General features: G+C 42.7%; 18 protein-coding genes. 6 read left to right on the top strand and 12 right to left on the bottom strand.

The features are described from left to right. Window positions 1-324 precede the first annotated feature (324 nt). Window positions 325-1,248, top strand: coding sequence for a nuclease-related domain-containing protein (locus tag HMPREF9707_RS06655; RefSeq protein WP_006701938.1), 924 nt, complete (start codon window positions 325-327; stop codon window positions 1,246-1,248). Between the two features lie 448 nt (window positions 1,249-1,696). Continuing rightward, window positions 1,697-2,578: a mechanosensitive ion channel family protein gene (locus HMPREF9707_RS06650; protein WP_006701937.1), complete on the top strand. Its 882-nt coding sequence runs from the start codon at window positions 1,697-1,699 to the stop codon at window positions 2,576-2,578. A 67-nt stretch (window positions 2,579-2,645) separates the two neighbouring features. On the opposite strand, the gene HMPREF9707_RS06645 is transcribed toward HMPREF9707_RS06650, so the two are convergent. The 3 genes from HMPREF9707_RS06645 to HMPREF9707_RS06635 form a co-directional block, all read right to left on the bottom strand. Next, window positions 2,646-3,185, bottom strand: a complete 540-nt coding sequence (locus HMPREF9707_RS06645; protein WP_006701936.1) for a GNAT family N-acetyltransferase — start codon at window positions 3,183-3,185, stop codon at window positions 2,646-2,648. Continuing rightward, entirely contained in the window at window positions 3,167-4,027 is an 861-nt protein-coding gene (locus HMPREF9707_RS06640; protein WP_006701935.1) for a PrsW family glutamic-type intramembrane protease, read from the bottom strand. Before HMPREF9707_RS06640 ends, HMPREF9707_RS06645 begins: the two co-directional genes overlap by 19 nt. Window positions 4,028-4,142: 115 nt before the next feature. Beyond that, complete coding sequence (locus HMPREF9707_RS06635) at window positions 4,143-5,483, bottom strand: hypothetical protein (protein WP_006701934.1); 1,341 nt, start codon at window positions 5,481-5,483, stop codon at window positions 4,143-4,145. A gap of 141 nt (window positions 5,484-5,624) precedes the next feature. On the opposite strand from HMPREF9707_RS06635, the gene HMPREF9707_RS06630 reads away from it, so the two are divergent. Further along, window positions 5,625-6,626, top strand: coding sequence for a YeiH family protein (locus HMPREF9707_RS06630; protein WP_006701933.1), 1,002 nt, complete (start codon window positions 5,625-5,627; stop codon window positions 6,624-6,626). A gap of 98 nt (window positions 6,627-6,724) precedes the next feature. Beyond that, complete coding sequence (locus HMPREF9707_RS06625; RefSeq protein ID WP_006701932.1) at window positions 6,725-7,456, top strand: glucose 1-dehydrogenase; 732 nt, start codon at window positions 6,725-6,727, stop codon at window positions 7,454-7,456. A 77-nt stretch (window positions 7,457-7,533) separates the two neighbouring features. Here HMPREF9707_RS06625 and HMPREF9707_RS06620 read toward each other — a convergent pair whose 3' ends face one another. The 4 genes from HMPREF9707_RS06620 to HMPREF9707_RS06605 form a co-directional block, all read right to left on the bottom strand. Continuing rightward, complete coding sequence (locus tag HMPREF9707_RS06620; RefSeq protein ID WP_006701931.1) at window positions 7,534-8,355, bottom strand: TatD family hydrolase; 822 nt, start codon at window positions 8,353-8,355, stop codon at window positions 7,534-7,536. 22 nt (window positions 8,356-8,377) lie between these two features. Then, window positions 8,378-9,097, bottom strand: a complete 720-nt coding sequence (locus HMPREF9707_RS06615; protein WP_006701930.1) for a tRNA threonylcarbamoyladenosine dehydratase — start codon at window positions 9,095-9,097, stop codon at window positions 8,378-8,380. A 54-nt stretch (window positions 9,098-9,151) separates the two neighbouring features. Further along, complete coding sequence (locus HMPREF9707_RS06610; protein WP_006701929.1) at window positions 9,152-10,678, bottom strand: ATP-binding cassette domain-containing protein; 1,527 nt, start codon at window positions 10,676-10,678, stop codon at window positions 9,152-9,154. A gap of 321 nt (window positions 10,679-10,999) precedes the next feature. After that, window positions 11,000-12,187 (bottom strand): uroporphyrinogen decarboxylase/cobalamine-independent methonine synthase family protein, encoded by a 1,188-nt coding sequence (locus HMPREF9707_RS06605; RefSeq protein ID WP_006701928.1) that lies wholly within the window; start codon window positions 12,185-12,187, stop codon window positions 11,000-11,002. Window positions 12,188-12,320: 133 nt separating this feature from the next. On the opposite strand from HMPREF9707_RS06605, the gene HMPREF9707_RS06600 reads away from it, so the two are divergent. Then, entirely contained in the window at window positions 12,321-13,271 is a 951-nt protein-coding gene (locus HMPREF9707_RS06600) for a LysR family transcriptional regulator (protein WP_006701926.1), read from the top strand. A 66-nt stretch (window positions 13,272-13,337) separates the two neighbouring features. Here the strand turns inward: HMPREF9707_RS06600 and HMPREF9707_RS06595 are convergent, their stop codons facing one another. Beyond that, on the bottom strand, window positions 13,338-14,081 hold the full coding sequence (locus HMPREF9707_RS06595) for a cyclase family protein (RefSeq protein ID WP_006701925.1): 744 nt from the start codon (window positions 14,079-14,081) through the stop codon (window positions 13,338-13,340). Window positions 14,082-14,096: 15 nt separating this feature from the next. Next, entirely contained in the window at window positions 14,097-15,284 is a 1,188-nt protein-coding gene (locus tag HMPREF9707_RS06590) for a M20 metallopeptidase family protein (RefSeq protein WP_006701924.1), read from the bottom strand. A gap of 175 nt (window positions 15,285-15,459) precedes the next feature. On the opposite strand from HMPREF9707_RS06590, the gene HMPREF9707_RS06585 reads away from it, so the two are divergent. Further along, entirely contained in the window at window positions 15,460-16,872 is a 1,413-nt protein-coding gene (locus HMPREF9707_RS06585) for an ISNCY family transposase (RefSeq protein WP_006701099.1), read from the top strand. 148 nt (window positions 16,873-17,020) lie between these two features. Here HMPREF9707_RS06585 and pyrR read toward each other — a convergent pair whose 3' ends face one another. From pyrR to guaB, 3 genes are all read right to left on the bottom strand, one after another. Beyond that, a complete protein-coding gene (pyrR, locus tag HMPREF9707_RS06580; protein WP_006701923.1) occupies window positions 17,021-17,569 on the bottom strand; it encodes a bifunctional pyr operon transcriptional regulator/uracil phosphoribosyltransferase PyrR in 549 nt (182 codons plus the stop codon). Window positions 17,570-17,678: 109 nt separating this feature from the next. Further along, complete coding sequence (locus HMPREF9707_RS09235) at window positions 17,679-17,990, bottom strand: EamA family transporter (protein ID WP_006701922.1); 312 nt, start codon at window positions 17,988-17,990, stop codon at window positions 17,679-17,681. A gap of 106 nt (window positions 17,991-18,096) precedes the next feature. Then, complete coding sequence (gene guaB, locus HMPREF9707_RS06570; RefSeq protein WP_006701921.1) at window positions 18,097-19,575, bottom strand: IMP dehydrogenase; 1,479 nt, start codon at window positions 19,573-19,575, stop codon at window positions 18,097-18,099. Between the last annotated feature and the right edge of the window lie 66 nt (window positions 19,576-19,641).

The raw sequence follows: 19,641 nt of genomic DNA, 5'->3' as shown, positions 1-19,641 counted from the left end.
AACTCCGACTCAACCGCCTTCAGATAGAGTTTCCGCACAACTAACTCCAACTCAACCTCCCGAGATGGAGTTACCGCACAACTAACTCTAACTCAACCTTCCCGAGATGGAGTTGCCGCACAACTAACTCCGACTCAACCGCCTTCAGATAGAGTTTCCGCACAACTAACTCCAACTCAACCTCCCCGAGATGGAGTTCCGAGACCAATAACTCCGACTCAATAACCTCCATTTCTTAAATTTTTATTAATTCTCCTTTTTCGTACAAAATCCTTTAATTTTTGGGTATCTATTGGTAGCCAAAAATAAAAAAGGAGGTTCTCAATGCTGAACTATTTGCTTACGTTACATTTTCGAAATCATCATCTGTACAAAAAGGAGCTCGAAAATCTGATTGCTGGCTATGAGGGTGAGCGCCGTTTTATCGAGCTAGCCGATCAATTTTCACAGAAAAAATTATCCCTCATTTGGGATTATACTTTTGATATCGGGACTTTTACGCAGATTGATGTCATGATATTGACGCAAAACAGTTTGAATGTGTATGAGATTAAGAATTATCATGCACAATGTGAATCTGATGGGGTAACTTTTAAATATAATGACCATGTCGTTGCAAACAATCCTTACACTCAGTGCCGAATGGCGACTTCACGACTGACTAATCTGTTGCGGCGTGAGAGAATCGATATTGATGTCATTCCGCACCTCGTTTTGATTCATCCAAATTGTCAAATGAAACTAGCTGACCTTGAAAATGATATTATGACGCTGATGATGATTGATATTCCGAAACATATTTATCAACTTCCGCCGATGGAACCGCGCACTGCTGATCGGATTTTGTCGACGCTCAATAAATACCGTTGCGTGTCACCATACCAACCTCACACGCAATATCCTTTCGATTTGAATCAGCTTGCACCGGGAATATTTTGTCCAAAATGCGGTAGTTATCGAATCGGAATTCATAATCGATGCATCGCATGTCAAAATTGTAACTGCCAAGAAGAAAAATCAAGCGCCGTTAAGCGCCTGATTGCTGAGTGTGCGACTTTGTTTCCGGAGCAGACTTTTCAGAAGAAGGATTTGATGTATCTTGCAAATCATCAAGTTGGAAGAACTACACTCCATTTTTATACGAGGAATCTTTGCAGAAAACTTGCGCAAGGATTATATCAATATGAAAATAGTCATCAATTGCCGCAGCAACTAAAACTATACCGTGCCCATATCAATGATAGGTGAACAAGTACAGCCTATTTGTTCAACTCAATCCGACAAGTTGAACAAACTTACACTAGTTGTTCAGCTCAACCCATCAAGATGAACAAAGGCACACTGGTTGTTCAACTCAACCCATCAAGATGAACAAATGCACGTTAGTTGTTCAACTCAATCCGACAAGTTGAACAAACGCACACTAGTTGTTCAGCTCAACCCGACAAGTTGAACAAACTTACACTAGTTGTTCAGCTCAACCCATCAAGATGAACAAACGCACACAATTTGTTCAACTCAATCCGATGAGATGGAGTTCCACACGCAACAACTCCAACTCAACCCCACTCAAATGAAGTTCCTTCCCCATTAACTTCATCTCAACCGCTCGCAGATGAAGCTTCATAGCTTGACTTCACATTCGTAACAGAGTCAAGTATGATTGGTTTAATGGAATAAAAGGAGTTTGATTTATATGAAGGATTTTATGGTCTATATTTCAAGTGATGAGGTAGATACGGCGCTACTACTCAAGAAGACATTGCTGGTTGTGATCATTATTGCAATATCCATCTTACTTAGCCGACTGACGCAGTGGTTAGTGCGCAAGTGGACGGATGAAGAGATACGCACAGCACGTTATATTCGAGTCATTCGCACGTTACTTATTCTGATCAACATAATACTGATCTTGAAAATCTATTTCTCACAAGGTCGTGCGTTTAGTATTATGGTGACACTGGTTCTCGCATTCTTTGCCTTAGCCGTTAAAGATTTAATTGTAGATATTGTGGCTTACTTTTATATTATGATTCGCAAGCCATTCGCAATTGGGCAGGTCATTGAAATTAACCATGTCATTGGTGAGTTGGTTGACATAGACTTTTTACAATTTAACTTGTCTGAAATGGGCGACCTTACAACAGCCATGACGCACACTGGGCGGTATATTAGCATTCCGAATCGTTTTATTTTTGAGCATCCAGTTTTCAATTATAACTTCAACGATCCGTTTGTGATGGTGGATATCTCGATTACAATTACGTTAGATTCAGATCGCGATCAAGCTCTACGAATCGCTGGTAAGACTGCTTACGAGAAATATGAAAGTATGATTGAAAAATATGACCCAGAAGCTGTCGAGCACTTCTTAAATAAGTTAGATAGCCATGATGAGCGGGGCAAGCCAACACTGCGAGCCGAGCTAACGAATATTGGATTTAATATTTATGTTCAATTTTTCACTGCTTATGATGAGATGGGTAAAAATAAGATGATTATGCGCAATGCTATCTACGATGCTTTTAATCAAGCTGGTATCAAACTTCCACAAACTTATTCTATCCAGTTAGATTAACCCCAACTCATGCTCACTCCATACAAAACGCCTTGAAAGCTTCAAGCGAAGTTTTCAAGGCGAGTTTTTATTTTAACTTTTCCCACTCATCACGCAAGATGCCGTACATCAGGCTGTCGTAATAGACACCTTGGTAGTAGCGGACTTTACGGATGCGCGCTTCTTGTTGCATACCCAGCTTGGTCGCAGAGTGCATCATGCCAGGATTACCGCTCCAAGTCACTAGGCCAATATGTTCCAACTCTGGATACAAGTCAAAAATAATATCTAGCCACTGTTGCATGGCGCGAGTGCCGATGCCTTGTGACCAGTAGTTCTCATCGTAAATAATGATTCCAATGTTGAGCCACTGGGTGGCTTCATTTTCCCAGTAGTAGGAGACCATCCCGATCAGCTGGCCATCGACTTCAATGCCGCGCACCCGATTAGCTAGCAAAAATTCTGCTACTGATGAGCCGACAAATGCCTCCGCACTCTCAAAAGCACTGTAGTCATTAAAATAAGGTGCGTTGAACCGAGTCCATGCAGGCGCTTCTTGCGAAAAGCCAATTTGCCAAAGATGAGGCAAGTCTGCTGGCTGAATCTTAATTAGTTGTACAGTTGACATCCATCCTCACCCTTTCTCTTAACTTCATCCGACACTACGCCCTCTTTACCAGTACACAGTCCTGTTCTTCCAAACCAAGTCAAGTACAACCGCCCCCATAAGTAGATAATTGCGGCACTTACTAAGCTCGTAACCCAGAGGTAACCGAGCGGACTGTTCCAAATAAAGTGCAAGCCCATCGGCATCAACGCACTAACCCAGAGCCAACCTAGCGGCAAGCTCTCCACCTTCTCGCGGTACCATAACCACAGTCCCCAGACCCCAGCGGTCGTCACGCCGGTCATCATCCAGTGCGATGACAATGCCCCGGCTGCGCGGTAAGCCGCCATTTCGAAGGTAATGGTCTCCGCTTGCAAGACATAATTTAAATCTTCAATCAACTGGAAGCCAAAGCCAATTACCATCCCAATTACAAACGCAGCGCTAAGACGGCGCTCGCCGATCAAGTACATTACTAACAAGGCACAAGCGCATTTTAAGATTTCTTCAACAAACGGTGCGGCTAGCGCATCATTCCAGTCAATCAACCTTTCTGCATTAGGAAGTGCTAAGTACCAGAGCGACTCAATATAAGTATTCGCTTCACCAGCCAACCAACCTGAGACAAAGCAGCCGACCATGATCGCGATGACCCCAGCTTCAAAGCTCAACCCAACTTGCCGCCAGAGCCGTCGTATCAATAAACCGAGTGGAATACAATAAATCACAACTACCCCGAGCCCACTCAAATACTCGCCTAACTCTAACAAGGTCACTTCTCCGAAATACAAATTTTCCATTTCGTATTCCAAACCAATCGACATTAAAACTAATAATCCAAAAATAATTACTTTTCTTTTCATTCGTCATCCGACTCCTATTTCAATCTGTATGGAGCTATTATACGCACACCCACTAGAAAATAAAAGAGCCGATGAAAAAATTCACCCGCTCTTCACATAAATTCAACGCCTAATTTTAATTTAGCTCTTCACGATCCACAAAAACAACACGTGGCTCTTCGAAAGAGTGATCATGCAACTTCAAGTCACTATCTACCGTAAAGTGAAGCTGATACTTATCATTTACATAACCTGCTGGATCATTCAGCTTCTCTAATAACAGAGTTCGGAATGCTTCACTTTCAAAGCTAATGATTGCAGAGTTTGTCAAGTCATCATCATCCATAATAATGAAATGGTAGGTATCAATTCCCTCAGCGACACTTGCATCCCAATCTTCTTCTCTAAGCGTAAACCAAGCCACCAATTCGTGGTCTGGAGAATGCGTCACCGAGACTCGGACTTGATCATAAGCATCGGGATAGAACGATTTGACATGATGGTACAGCTCATTACGGGTGTCATACTCCGATTCTCTTTCCGCCACTGACTGAACAATCGATTGTGGTAGACGTTCGACTTGAACTGGAATCTCCTCCGGCTCTAAAACAATACTTGGATAAATATTATCAATCATACTTAATTCTTCTCGAACTGAACGATCCAACTGCTCGATATTCGGTGAGAAGACATAATGCTCCTCCAACTTCGCTGGAATCGTAATATTTTGCATTGCTGGTTTATAAAAATACGTTGTAACTGCACCCGCTTCATTAATGCGTTCCTGGTCAAGCACTTCTTTCCACGAAACATTTGGAAAGCGGCGGCGAATAAATTTGCCTATTTCTTCTGCCTCAAACAAATCTTTAAACTCTTGATCACTTTGCTCGATACGCCGCTCGATCCGTTCTAGGGCTTGATGGATATCAAATAAATCTTCTAAGCGGTCACTACAATCCCCTGTCGCAGTCTCGCAGGCTACTTCTTCTTCCAATAACTCATCCAACCCATACGTAATAAAACGAATATAGGTCAACTTAATCGCATGATAGAACTTGTCTACCAAATTTGGATTATCTTGAATCACTTGTCCATCGCTCAATACATTATGTAACTTTAAAAATTTGATACTAAAAAATAATTCTTCATTATCATGGTAATTCTCGTCATCCGTTTCAACATAGAGTTCTTCTAATTTATCTAAGGTGTCGTTGTAGAACTCTTGTTGCTTCAATTCATTTTCACGGCGTGATTGCTGATCCTCTTCAAGGTCCTCGCGCTCTTTATTGCGAATATACCCACTCAGCGTAATCGGAACTGATAAGGCCGCAGCAACAAACGTACCATCCGTAAAGATTTTCAATAATTCTTCCGCATTCCAGCGATCTAATAGGTAGATCACCGTCAACAAGCTGATAATAATGAATAACTCAATGATCAGCTCAGTCCGTCCAATAAATCGTCGTTTCTTTTTCATCGATCTTCTCCTTTATCTGGTTCCTTATTATTATAGCCTATTCAGCCTAATTCTTTAAATTCAAACCATTCCGAATACGAATGCTCTTCTAAAAAACACCCCGCTATGGTACAGTATGACTGACTTAAAGGAGGTTTGATTGTGTTATATTTACCAGGTTTATTATTAGCAGCGCTCATTGCAGTGATGGCGCGATTTATTGAGGGACTATTACCCATTCCATTTATTTCTGCTTCAGTAATCGCCCTCTTTCTAGGGATGTTGATCCATTATTTTCGTCCGAAAAATGATTTGATCGAGCCAGGCGTGACGTTCGCTTCGAAACGAGTTCTAAAATTAGCAATTATTTTACTTGGGGCTTCTTTAGATATTCATACTATCTTCCATGTTGGCCAACTCTCAATCTTCGTCATGTTCTTTACATTACTCACTTGTTTTGGTGGAGGTTACTTGATTGGTAAAGCACTAGGACTCGATTGGAAACTATCCAACTTAATCTCGGCCGGAACCGGCATTTGTGGCGGATCTGCTATTGCAGCAATTGCCCCCGTTATTGAGGCGAAACCAATCGATGTGGCTTTTGCGATGAGTGCGACCTTTATCTTCGATATGTTTATGATTATTTTATTCCCAATCATGGGACGGGCTCTGCACTTATCCGATGTGGCGTATGGGTTATGGACGGGAACGGCGGTCAATGATACCGCATCGGTTGTAGCGGCGGGTTACGCCTACAGTGAGGCGGCTGGCGATTTCGCAACGATGGTGAAGTTAACCCGAACATTGGTCATCATTCCAACCGTGATCATCTTTGCATTAATTCATCACCGTATGAAACAACGTGAGCATCATAGCGAGCATCGCGTTCAACTCAATCTCACCAAGATTTTCCCACTGTTCATTGTCTTTTTCTTATTAATGTCGGCGGCACGTACCGTCGGCTGGATTCCAGTTCATTTGGCAGAAAACTTAAAATGGCTCAGTAAGTTCCTGATGGTTACAGCACTTGGAGCGATCGGGCTTAATACGAGTCTCAAAGAAATGAAAGAAGTCGGCCATGCACCGATGTTGCATGGCTTGATCGTCTCAATTCTCGTAATTATTGTGGCGATCAGTGTCGAATGGCTGATGGGGCTCGTTTAAGACGAGCTCCTTATTAAATCTCAAAGTAGAAAACCTTTACAAAATAACTAGAGATACGTACAATATAGATACAAAATATTATAAGGGGGTTTGTTCGTATGGCAAGATTAGAAGGTAAAGTGGCAATTATTACAGGTGGCGCGAATGGGATGGGTGAATCTCATTCACGATTATTTATTCAAGAAGGTGCTAAAGTTGCCATCACCGATATTGATGAAGCAAAAGGTCAACAATTAGCTGAAGAACTCGGTGAAAATGCAATCTTTATCAAACATGATGTCGCGAGCGAAGAAGATTGGCAACACGTCGTCAAAGAAACTGAAGCTGCTTTTGGCCCAATTAACGTGCTCGTCAACAATGCGGGAGTGTCAACTGTGCTATCGGCAGAACATTCCTCGCTCGAAGATTATCTACGTATTGTGAATATTAACCAAGTCTCTGTATTCCTTGGTATGCACTATGTCATCCCTTCGATGAAGGAAGCTGGAGCGGGATCGATTGTTAATATTTCCTCAATTAATGGTATGAACGGAGGCGCAATTGGTTATACCGATACGAAATTTGCGGTTCGCGGGATGAGTAAAGCCGCTGCCAAAGAACTGGCGCAATACCATATCCGGGTGAACTCCGTCCATCCAGGGATTATCAATACACCGATGGTCCAACACAGTGAAGCCTTCGACCAAATTCAAGCGATGGTCAACTTTGTGCCATTGAAACGGATGGCTGAACCTGAAGAAATTTCTAACTTAGTCCTATTCTTAGCGTCTGATGAGTCGAGCTACTCTACGGGCTCTGAGTTTATTGCCGATGGTGGTATTTTGGCATAAAATTTTTACAACAACACATTCACGCTAACAAATAAAAACGGCAGACTGATTGAAGTCCGCCGTTTTAACGTTTGAATTCATCGTTGCCCATATAATTTTCGTTGGGTTGCCTCAATAATCGGCTGCATCGCTTCACCTCGCAATTCGCTTAACTGAGTCAATGTCTCTGTAAGAGCTTGTTCAACTTCAGCAGCCAACTCCTCTGCCATCCCTTGCGTAGCTTCATCAAATGCCGCTTCCGGCAAATCTGTCTCTAACAACAACCGCTCTGCTGGGACTTGTTGGACGTACGCGCGACCTTTTTTCGTTTGAAGCATGTCAGGGTGGACAGATAGATACCCCCCTTGCTTAATATGACGCATCAGCTGGTCACTCGTTCCGTTAAAGCGATGAAGAATCACCGCCGTATTCGCTTGATAAACTCCAGTACGTTCGATTAAATCAATCACATCGTCTTGCGAACGGACGGCATGAATCGAGAGCGTATAAGGACCGGATTCCCCATCCTCTAATGACGCTTGTTCGACAATCATGTCGAGTATTCGCTCGAATACTTCGCGTTGCAATTGTCGCCCCGCTTCGTCGATCTCTTGTCTCGCGTTGTCGAGTCCAATCTCTCCAATTGAACGCGTCTTTGACAACATGGCTTGAAAGATGGAAAGCTCCTCTTCAAATTGATCACGTGATTCAATCCACCAAGGGTGCCAACCCAACGCCGGGCGCAAAGTCCAGCCAGATTGCGCGTACACTTGTGCCAACTGGTAGACACGCTCGAATTGGCTCGGCAATACAGTCTGCGCTACTAATTGAATATCCAAAGCCGCCAGTCGTTCAACGAATTCACTTTGAACAGCTGGATCTTCGATAAAATCAAAATGATAATGGGTATCGATTAACATGCTTGCACCCCTTTTCGAATGGCTACGGTTCTAATCCTGAAAGTCGCCGAATCACTTTACCTGCGAGCATTTGTCCCATAATCGGTGGCATATACGAGACGGTACCAAGTCGGGTCGAACGATCCGCTCCCGCTTCGCTCTCGAACTTGAAGGCTGGTTCGGTCGAATAGATGACTTCCACATGTTCAACGCCGACTTTACGATACTCCCGCCGCATGACTTTCGCTAATGGGCAATAACTCGTTTTACGAATATCGCTAAAGGTCAGTTGCTCAGGATCGAATTTATTCGCCGCACCCATAGCAGCAACCAGTGGCAAAGATTCCTCCTGGCACCAAGCAGCCACAGCCGCTTTAGCGCGTACCGAATCGATGCAGTCGATAACATAGTCTGGTCGGGTGAAGTGCGCTAAGTCTTGAGCAATCGTATCAGGATGCAATTCTAAGACTTCGGCCTCAACTTGGCAAGCTGGATTAATCGCATGAACGATTTCTGCCATCACATCCGCTTTTGCCCGCCCGATGGTCTCCGTATAAGCAACCGCTTGTCGGTTCATATTGGTAATATCCACCACGTCGCAATCAATTAAAATTAATCGACCAATGCCGCCACGAACGAGCGCCTCAGCACAGTTCGATCCGACACCTCCCAGCCCCAAGACCATCACTGTGGCCGCTTGCAACTTCTCCAAACCTGTCTCTTTTAGTAATAATTTAACCCGATCAAATCGTGCATCCGTCATCTCAACGACTCCTTTATTTATAGCATTGACTTTTTTCTCAACGTTTAATGTAACTTAATTCGAGACGAGATACAAGCCATCGGATTTTAATTGATAAATTTTATCGCAAACGGCAGCTAAGAAAGCCCGGTCGTGCGACACCGTCAAGATTGCCCCTTCGAATCGCTGGAAGGTCTCAATCAATTCGGGGACCGACTGCGGTGAGAAATTCCGAGTCGGTTCATCTAAAAATAAGACGTTACACCGATGAAAATCCAAACGCATCAATAACAGCTTCGCTTTCTGACCACCCGATAATTGTTGAATCGGTCGTTCCATCTCTTCTGGCAAGTAGCGTAAAGCCCCTAAATACGTCATAATCCGAGTTAATTCTTCGCGGTCGCCCTTCTCTTGTAAATATTCAATTGGAGACAGATTCACGGGCAAAAGCTCTTCATAGTTTTGCGGCATATACCCCGCTTTCATCTCTGAAATGTCCGGCAGCTGCTGCCAAATTGCTTGCAATAATGTTGATTTACCCATTCCATTACGCCCGATAATTCCTATCTTATCTTGACCGTTCATTAGCAGTGAAATATTACAGGCCAGTTGCTTACCATCCACTTCAAGACGATAATTATCGAGTGACACAATTCGCTTCGACTTCGGTAACGGCGAGACTTGATCGAACCCTAGTAAAATCGCATCTTCCGATATTGGACGCTCGACAAATTGCGCTCGATCTCGTTCAAAACGATGATTTAATGCTTTTAAATTAGCCATCTTCTTCGCTAATAAACGCCCTGCCACATCATTATTAGTATTGGCCATTTGATGATGAACTCTTTGTGTCTGTTGACGCAACGTTTGCATTCGCTGTTCATCCGCTGCTCGCTGTTGATTAGCCAATTGCTGTTGCTTGGCATCCGATTGCGTCCGTTGTTCAATATAATCGGCATACCCCAACTTGGCGTAAGTCACGCGAGGTTGGCGCTTATGGACGAGTCGCTCGATATGAATAATGGCAGTGGCTGTATTTGTCAAGAAAGTGACATCATGCGAGATATAGACTATCGTTCCGGAGAACTCGTTGATAAATTGTTCCAACCAGACCAATGACTCAATATCCAAATCATTCGAAGGCTCATCCAATAAGAGTACGTCAGGCTGCTTCATCAGTATTTGTAACAATTGCACTTTAATCCGCTCGCCACCTGATAAACTTTTCATCGAACGGGTAGCGTAGAGCAGTTCCACATCGAACTGTAATCGTGCGGCAATTTGGTATAAATTAGCGTAATCAATATCAAAATCTCCCGATTGGAAGAAGAAATCAGCAACAGACAACGCCAGTTCTGCTTCCGATAAACTTTGGGGCAAGTAACCTACGGAATCAAATTGATTGATTCGCTGACCTTGTATCTCTAAGAAATCTGTTAACGTCGGGTCTCCCCATAACCATCGCAATAAAATCGACTTCCCATTACCTTCTTCACCAATGATTGCAACCCGATCACCTCGGTTAATGACCGCTGTAAAGTTTTCAATTAATATTTTCATATCTTTGCGATGTGCCATCGTTAAATCATTAATTTGTAGCATGATTACCTCCTCTTTTAAAAACTGTGACAACGTCTGACAGGCTTCACAGCGTTTGATCTTTATCAAATGAGGGGCAGCATGCATCGTACACAAATACGCTAACGACAGCATCCTGACTAAAAAAGTGTACACAAAAAGTGTATCCACTTCACCCTAACTAAAAAGACCGCAATCAAACAACCCTACCCCATAATGGTGGGAACTGATGCTTGATTCGCTGTGGTTCTTTTTAGTTTGGGCTCAATGGATACACCTCGTTCTTTCTTTTCCTCAAGTATATCATAAATAAATCGTTTTCACAAATGATGTATTAACTCAATTTTACTCCCCAAAGAAACGATAGGCAATGTCGTGCCCTTGATCAATTTTAGCCCATTGCTCTGCTTCCGTTAATTCATTACCACAATCACATGAAGCAAAGCCACATTGATGTGATAAGTAGAGACGGTCCTTTGGAATATAGCGCGTTGCTTCTTCAAGTAGGCGAATGGCGCGTTCTTCATCATCTAAAGTGGACGTCTTAGAAGAGAGTGCGCCGACAACGACTTCAACCTCCGGACGGTCTTTGAAGACTGCTAAAGCTTCCAAGCTACCCGCGCGCTCATCATCCCACTCTAAGTAGAAGCGATCATAATGCTGACGGGCTAAGAAGTATTCGGCTACTTCGGTATATGCCCCATCCGTAAAGGCACGTGAAGCATAATTTCCACGACAATTGTGGGCATAGACTTTTAATCCCAGTTCGTGTGCATAATCTGCCACGGCATTATTCAAGTCAACTAACTGTTGTGCTAACTCGCGCTTCGAAAACTTTGAATAATCTGCCTGATCCATTGAATCGAGACGGATTTCATCGTCGCCACCGACAAAGCTTGCCCAGACGCAATCATCGATTTGAAGGATGGTGCCACCCGCTTCAGCATATTCTTTCACATATTCACGGTAAGCCTGGACTAAGTCTTCACGGAAAGTTGCTAAATCTGAATAATATTGACCTTCACCAATTGCACCTTGCCCTAATAATTCAAAGTAAAGATGTCCTGGTGAAAAGATTGGATGCTTAACTGCCACTGATTCTGGTGCTAGTGAGCGAACATATTTAAAGTGTTCGATAAACGGATGATTCTTGCCGGATAACTTCCCGGTCACTCGCAAACCAATATCACGGCGTGTCTCAAAATCATGGCGATGACCGTCTTCGTCTTCTTCATAGAAATGATAGCCTTCCTCGGCTAATTGACGCTCAATGCCTTCTAAGCCCCAAGCAAAGTCTAAGTGCCATAAAGAACGTTGAAACTCCCCATCGGATATTTCGGTTAACCCATGAGCCACTTGTTTATCAACGATGGATTTAACCGCCTCGCGCTCTACCCCTAAGTATCCTGGTAAATCATTGTAAAATGGATAAGTTATATCATCGCGATGCTCAATTTCATTTTTATAAGTTAATAAGTTCGCTGGGCGTAACAAGGAACCCACCGTTAAAAATCTTTTTGAATAATTTGTCATTAAAATCATCTCCCTTAAATTGCTTAAGTCATACTATAAAGGATTGACCTCAATATGTATAATACCTATTTACAAGAGTTAGTTATAGCTGTAGACTATAACGGAAGTGAATTAACCTTTAAAGGAGAGACCGATGCGAATCGAAGATTTTAAATATTTTAGAGCTGTGGCGACAGAACGCTCGCTCACCAAAGCCGCTCAATCCTTATTTATTTCCCAGCCTTCCCTATCCAACGCGATGGCCAAGTTAGAAGAAGAGCTGGGTATTGAACTCTTTATCCGAAGTCCTCGAGGGATTACGTTAACGAGCGAGGGCGAAGAATTCTTGCAGTATGCGAATCAAATTATGGAACAGATGGCCTTGATGGAACGGCGTTATTTTGAAGCAGAGCCACGTGCGATGCAGATATTCTCAGTGGTGACCCATCACTATGCTTTCGTGGTAGACGCCTTTGCTCGCTTGTTAAAACGCAAAAAAGAACGCCGTTTCGAAGCATCCTTAAAAGAAGTACGTACCTATGAGGTGATTGATGAAGTTTACCGATTGCGCAGTGAATTGGGAGTGATCTATCGCAGTCGCTATAATCGCCAAGTCATTAATAAAGACTTAGCCGATAAGCACTTAACCTTCCATCCACTGATTGCTACTCAGCCACATATTTTTGTCTATCAACACCATCCCTTAGCTCAAAAAGAATGGATTACTTTTGAGGATTTAAAACCTTATCCTCGGTTAAACTTCGAGCAAGGTAATTATAATTCCTATTATTTCTGGGAAGAAGTGCATGCAGATTATAGTGTTGATCAATCGATTATTGTAAGTGACCGAGCAACCATCTTTAACTTAATGATTGGTCTGAATGGTTATACCATCTCTTCCGGAATTATTAATGCCAACTTGAATGGCGAAGATATTATTGCGCGCCCCCTCGTGTCCGACGAAGAGATTGAGATTGGCTATATTACCAATGATTTCCATCAGCTGAACCCGATTGCGATTGAATTTATCGAGATTTTGAAGCAATGTCTTGATGAAGGCGTGGCTAAACAGCCTGGCTATCAATACCGTCGCCATCGCGATTAATTTTCTAACAAATAACATTAAAAAGCGATTCAATCATTTTGATCGAATCGCTTTTGTAATCGCTAATTATTTATTTGGGACAATCGCAATGACTTCCGATGGGAAGGCGACCGCATCTTTAATATGCGGTGTATTAACCATAATAATACCGCCAACCGGAGGAAGTTGATCTAAATTCGCCATAACTTCAACTTGGAATTTATTTTCATTTAGCCAGTAACGTTGTGCGACTAGATCGCCTGCTTCAGCCGCTTCAGGACCAGAGTCCGTATTCAATGTCTCATGCCCTATCGCTGTAATGCCACGCTCACGACTTAAATATTGCAGCGCTGCAACCGACCAACCTGGTGTCACTTCTACACCCGCTTCATTCGTATTGGTAAAGTCTTCCTGCGAACCGATGCGGTGGTACCAACCGGATGAGAAAGCTACAAAGGCACCCGCTGGAATTGGACCGTATTCTTCTTCGAATTCTTTAATATCTTCAACCGTCACGGCGTAGCCAGGATTTTCAGCCACTTTATCTTCTAGGTGCAACACATAAAGTGGTAAATAACGCTCTTGAAGTGGAATCTGGGAGAATATCCGCCCCCCTTCCATAAAGTGGGCAGGTGCATCAATATGCGTTCCATGAGAAGTTCCTAGTGTATATTCGCGGTTATCAGACCCTGTCTCTTCAAGTGTCGTTAGAATAGTTTCTTTTAAAGGATTAAATGCCTGATAAATCGCCATGGTTGACGTCACTTCATGAGTTAAATTCACCCAGCGATACGATTTTAATTCTTTTAATAATTCATGAATTGGATACATTTTCTTTCCATCTTTCTATTGATTATCTCGCAACCAATTAGTGGCTGCGGTTGCCATCGTTGCTGAACCAACAATTAACGCTTCTTCGTTGAACTGTACATGCGGATGATGTACCGCATAGACTTTTCCTTCCTCATCAGGGAGTGGGCAGCCAACAAAGAAATAACAGGATTCTGGTAAGACGTGGGCAATATGCGCATAGTCTTCAGAAGCTAAGAATGAGCCAATTTGTTTGACCTCATAAGCTTCCCCAACAGCTTCTTTCGCAGATTCAATCACTTGGTCCGTGATCGCATCGGTATTCACTAAGCTTGGAACATCCGCTAACACTTCAAATTCCGTCTCTGCTCGAAAGGCTTTCCCAATATACTCAACCACTTCAGGTAGACGTTTAGCCATATGTTCAGCAGCTTCATCGTAGAGCGAACGCGATGTCCCTTCGATGACAACGGTTGGTGGAATAATATTAACCGATCCTCCTGGCGCTTCGAAAAATCCCATTGAAAGTGATGCACTGCGGTTAGATGGTAATTCACGTGCGATAATTCCATTCGCCGCATTGATAATTTGTGTTCCAACAAAGACCGGGTCGATTCCGTTATATGGCATCGCACCATGAGCGCCTACTCCTTTAACGGTAATTCTAAAGTTCAATGCCGAAGCGAGTGCAGACCCGTGAGCCACTTCAATATCAACCTTCTCCGCAACCGGCCACATATGCAGTGCCATCCCTGCATCTGGTTTTGGATTTTCCAAGATACCTTCTTTCAACATTAAGACACCACCATTGAGTGTCTCCTCAGCTGGTTGAAATAGGAATTTGATTTGTCCTTGCAATTGATCTTCGTTTTCTTTTAACATTTTAAGAACCATTAATAAGATAGTCGTATGCATATCATGCCCACAAAGATGTCCATTTTCATTCTTAGAGACAAAGTCATGAACAGACTTTTCAGTAATTGGCAGTCCATCCATATCAGCTCGTAGTAAGAGTGTTTTTCCTTTATCTGGATTCCCTAAGGTACCAGTGATTCCGTAAGAATCACCAACCATCTGGTAGGCAATACCAATTTCATCGAGTTTTGCTTTAACAGCTTTGGCCGTCTCGGGTAGTTCGAATCCTACTTCTGGATGTTGATGAAGTTGACGACGAAACTCACGCCCTTCTTCGAATAATTCTTTGGCACGTTCTAAATATGTCATAAAATTCAGCCTCCTTAAAAGATTTTGTAATGCTATTATACATCTTTTTTCATTAAATTTTAATTTTTTATCCTTTTAAACGCTCTGAAATCTCATCCACAAATGATAATGTCTCAAGTAACCGTAAATGAAAATGTCCCACTTTAGTGTATATTAAATCTAAGGAGGGATCTCAATGGAGGATTATCTTAACATGAATGAGACACATAAATATAATATCATCAAGGCTGTCGTCAATGGACGGAAATCCAAAGCTCGTGCTGAAGTGGAATTAAACTTATCCAGACGACAGATCAATCGATTGATTCTTAAATACAAACAAGAGGGGCGAAAAGGCTTCAGACATAAGAATGCCAATCGCAAACCTTCTAAAACCATTGACCGTCATACTCGAAAGCGAATCGTTCAGCTCTATCGCTCGAAATACTATGACTTTAACTTCACACACTTCCATGAAAAACTTCAAGAAGTTGAGGAAATCCTTCTCTCTGAAAGCTCGCTAAGAAATATCTTGAAGGAAGCACACATTGTCTCGCCTCTAGCTACCCGTCGAACTAAACGGCGTGTCGCTAAAGAGCTCGAAGACAAAGCAGACAAGAAAGGCCTGACCCCTCACGAAAAAGAAACCTTACAGGAGGTTCAAGTCGTTGAAGCCTCAAAAGCACACCCGAGTCGCCCACGATGCAAATATGCTGGGGAACTGCTTCAGATGGATGCTTCAGAACATCAATGGTTCGAGGCTGACGAGAACTATTACTATCTCCATGCCGCGATTGATGATGCCACTGGTACAGTCGTTGGTGCTTATTTCGCAGCACAGGAGACACTTGAAGGCTATTATCAAGTCTCACATCAATTCCTGACCCACTACGGTATTCCTCATCGCATTTTGACAGATTATCGATCCATTTTCTCAGGCGTCAACACCCCAAAAAAGGGCGCTGCTCTTGAAGAACAGGCCCTCACTCAATACGGATATGCTTGCCAGACACTTGGAATTGAACTGGAAGCGACCTCAGTACCCCAAGCTAAAGGACGTATTGAACGTCTTTTCGGTACGTTTCAAAACCGCTTACTTCAAGAAATGCGGTTAAATGGTATCCGTAATATGGATGAAGCGAATCAGTTTCTAAGGGACTATCTCCCACAGTTTAATCAAAAATTCGCCCATCCCATTAAAGATAGCATAAATGCCTTTGAAACACTATCAGCAGACACAAATCTCGATTACATCCTCGCTAGATTTGCCCTGCGTGTCATTCACTCTGGTCATACTGTTCGATACAACAACCATGTCTATCATCTTCACGACCAGCATGGGAGGCAAGTCCATTTGCCAAGAAAAACTAAAGTTATGGTCATTAGTACGCGTGATTTACAACTCTTTGTCTCTCATAAAAATCAACTCTTTAAGCTAATTGAAATGCCGTCACACCAAGCCATATCTAAAATACTAGATATTCAAGAAGCTAAGTCTAAACCGAAACCACACATTCCACCGATGTCGCATCCGTGGAAAGGACAATCTTATCAACGTTACCTAAAGAAGCAAGAATACATAAAGAAAAAAGAGCTAATTGAAGTGTAGTGATAATCCCTCGTGATGAAGGACGATGCGCTTTTTGTATCGTCCATCATCACGAGGCAACCAAGCGAAGCGCGGTAGTTTTTAACCCTCTTTCGTTACACGCTAAAAACCCAAAAATCGGGACATATTCATTTGTGCTTGACATTTTTTATCCTTTTAAACGCTCTGAAATCAAAATTTGATCCTCTCCATCGACTTCCAACAATTGCACTTGAATTTGCTCAGAGGAAGCGGTTGGGACATTTTTCCCGACATAATCGGCTCGAATTGGTAACTCGCGGTGCCCACGGTCAACCAAAATCGCCAACTGAATCGCAGCCGGTCGTCCTTGCGAAAGAATCGCATCCATCGCAGCCCGAACCGTTCGACCTGTATAGAGTACATCATCGACTAAAACGACAATGCGACCGGTTAAATCGTGTTGGAGCGTGACAGGTTTGACTTCAGGTTCCTTTAGTCCTTCTTTGTGCTTTAAATCATCACGATAAAATGTAATATCTAGCGTCTCGAGTGGTACTTCAATTTGTTCAATCGATTGAATTTTCTGCTGCAAACGTTGTGCAATGGTCTCACCTCGTGTTTTAATTCCTACTAAGACGAGTTGTTCTGGCTCACTATTTTTCTCTAATATTTCATGCGCCATCCGCTTGAGCGTTCGGTCCATTCGATCTTGATCCATAATTTGCCCTTTAGTCACCTAGATTCCCCCTTTCAATTTCACCTCAATTATACCACGCCTCGCAATAAAACAGCTGACTAATGAAAAAATCCTGCCTAATTATTATCAGGCAGGATGATTGTTTCAATTACAATGCTGGGTTCGAACTTGACGGTTGCATATTCATTAAGACGATTGAGGCGAGCATTATCGCAATCCCAATTAGGCTAACATAATTAAGTGACTCTTTAAAGTAGAGCACACCGACTAATGTCGCCACAATCACCTCAACCGAAGCAACAATTTGCGCTTTAGATGCTTCAATGGGGTAAGTTAACCCATTTTCGTATGGTACTATCACTTTTAACCTGATATTTTTTGCCAAATATTTGTAACTGCCAACGCCTTCTAAATATTCTTCGACAATCCTTCGTTTAAATTCATAACTATATTTTGCCAATATAAACACCCCCAAAAAGTTAGATTTTTGGTCCAACTTTTTGGGGGCACTACAGTATAACGAGACTCACCCTTGTTATACCTTAACATATAATATTATTTGAGAATTAATTTCTTGAGTAGTTTGGTGCTTCTTTCGTAATATTTACATCGTGCGGATGAGATTCAATTAATCCAGCATTACTCATCTTGACGAATTGTGTCTTCTCTCTTAGATCATATAAGTTGGCTGAACCTGTGTAACCCATACCTGCACGAAGGCCCCCAACCATCTGGAAGACCATATCTTGTACGCTACCACGATAAGCAACACGACCTTCAATACCTTCGGGTACTAACTTGTTCGCTTCACTCTTAGATTGGAAATAGCGATCGCTGGAACCTTTTTCCATTGCGGCAAGACTTCCCATTCCACGGTAAGACTTATAGCGGCGACCTTGATATATCTCAAATTCACCCGGTGATTCATCTGTACCAGCTAACATTGACCCTAACATGACCGCATGCCCACCGGCTGCAAGAGCCTTAACAATATCACCAGAATATTTAATACCACCATCGGCAATAATCGTCTTACCATATTCACGTGCGACACCTGCTGCATCGTAGATCGCAGAGATTTGTGGCACTCCAACACCTGCTACGACCCGTGTCGTACAGATTGAGCCCGGTCCAATACCCACTTTGACAATATCGACACCGACATCGAATAACTCACGTGTTCCTTCAGCTGTTGCGACGTTCCCCGCAATAATAGTCACATCTGGGAAAGTTTCACGGATTTCTTTGATCTTGCGAATGACCCCGACACTATGTCCATGCGCAGTATCAATGACAATCGCATCGACTTCTTGGGCAATCAGTGCACTCGCACGTTCGAATGTATCATTTGTAATACCGATTGCTGCAGCGACAAGTAATCTTCCATGTTCATCTTTGGCTGAATGAGGATATTGTTCAATTTTCTCAATATCTTTACTTGTAATTAGACCCGCTAATTCGCCCTTCTCATTGACAATGGGTAACTTCTCAATTCGGTGATGGTATAATATTTCTTTCGCTTCACCCAGCGAAGTGCCTACAGGCGCTGTAATTAAGTTCTCACTCGTCATCACTTCACTCAGTTCAACTTCTTGGTTCGTTAAAAAGCGCGCATCACGGTTAGTAAATATACCAAGTAATGTTAAATCGTCCTCAGATTTGACAATGGGCACACCACTAATACGATATCTAGACATCAATGCTTCGGCATCAACATTCGTTCTCTCTGGTGTCAGATAGAACGGGTCGCGAATGACACCATTCTCAGAACGTTTTACTCGGCGGACCTCTTCTGCTTGAGCTTGAATGGACATATTCTTATGGATGACGCCTAAGCCACCTTGACGTGCCATCGCAATCGCCATATTCGATTCCGTTACGGTATCCATTCCGGCTGAGATCATCGGAATATTTAGCTTCAAGTTATGGGCTAATTCAATCTTAATATCGACATCGTTAGGTAATACTTCACTGCGAGCTGGCACTAATAAGACATCATCGAACGTATATCCTTCATAATCAAACTTTGTTTCCCAAAGACTCATGTTACCCCTCCAAAATTATAATTATTCATAAAATACCAAATATAATGATAAAATTCAACCTCAAAA

Origin of the sequence: Falseniella ignava CCUG 37419 (genome assembly GCF_000301055.1) — a bacterium.
Lineage (GTDB): Bacteria > Bacillota > Bacilli > Lactobacillales > Aerococcaceae > Falseniella > Falseniella ignava.
This window is presented reverse-complemented; position numbering and strand designations above follow the sequence as displayed.

Bases quoted from the DNA above. Each gene is read 5' to 3' on its own strand.
- HMPREF9707_RS06595 (WP_006701925.1), bottom strand. From the start codon at position 14,081: ATGTATCCAATTCATGAATTATTAAAAGAATTAAAATCGTATCGCTGG.
- HMPREF9707_RS06590 (WP_006701924.1), bottom strand. From the start codon at position 15,284: ATGACATATTTAGAACGTGCCAAAGAATTATTCGAAGAAGGGCGTGAG.
- HMPREF9707_RS06585 (WP_006701099.1), top strand. From the start codon at position 15,460: ATGGAGGATTATCTTAACATGAATGAGACACATAAATATAATATCATC.
- HMPREF9707_RS06610 (WP_006701929.1), bottom strand. From the start codon at position 10,678: ATGCTACAAATTAATGATTTAACGATGGCACATCGCAAAGATATGAAA.
- HMPREF9707_RS06625 (WP_006701932.1), top strand. From the start codon at position 6,725: ATGGCAAGATTAGAAGGTAAAGTGGCAATTATTACAGGTGGCGCGAAT.
- HMPREF9707_RS06620 (WP_006701931.1), bottom strand. From the start codon at position 8,355: ATGTTAATCGATACCCATTATCATTTTGATTTTATCGAAGATCCAGCT.
- HMPREF9707_RS06615 (WP_006701930.1), bottom strand. From the start codon at position 9,097: ATGACGGATGCACGATTTGATCGGGTTAAATTATTACTAAAAGAGACA.
- guaB (WP_006701921.1), bottom strand. From the start codon at position 19,575: ATGAGTCTTTGGGAAACAAAGTTTGATTATGAAGGATATACGTTCGAT.
- HMPREF9707_RS06645 (WP_006701936.1), bottom strand. From the start codon at position 3,185: ATGTCAACTGTACAACTAATTAAGATTCAGCCAGCAGACTTGCCTCAT.
- HMPREF9707_RS06605 (WP_006701928.1), bottom strand. From the start codon at position 12,187: ATGACAAATTATTCAAAAAGATTTTTAACGGTGGGTTCCTTGTTACGC.
- HMPREF9707_RS06650 (WP_006701937.1), top strand. From the start codon at position 1,697: ATGAAGGATTTTATGGTCTATATTTCAAGTGATGAGGTAGATACGGCG.
- HMPREF9707_RS06635 (WP_006701934.1), bottom strand. From the start codon at position 5,483: ATGAAAAAGAAACGACGATTTATTGGACGGACTGAGCTGATCATTGAG.
- HMPREF9707_RS06640 (WP_006701935.1), bottom strand. From the start codon at position 4,027: ATGAAAAGAAAAGTAATTATTTTTGGATTATTAGTTTTAATGTCGATT.
- HMPREF9707_RS06600 (WP_006701926.1), top strand. From the start codon at position 12,321: ATGCGAATCGAAGATTTTAAATATTTTAGAGCTGTGGCGACAGAACGC.
- HMPREF9707_RS06655 (WP_006701938.1), top strand. From the start codon at position 325: ATGCTGAACTATTTGCTTACGTTACATTTTCGAAATCATCATCTGTAC.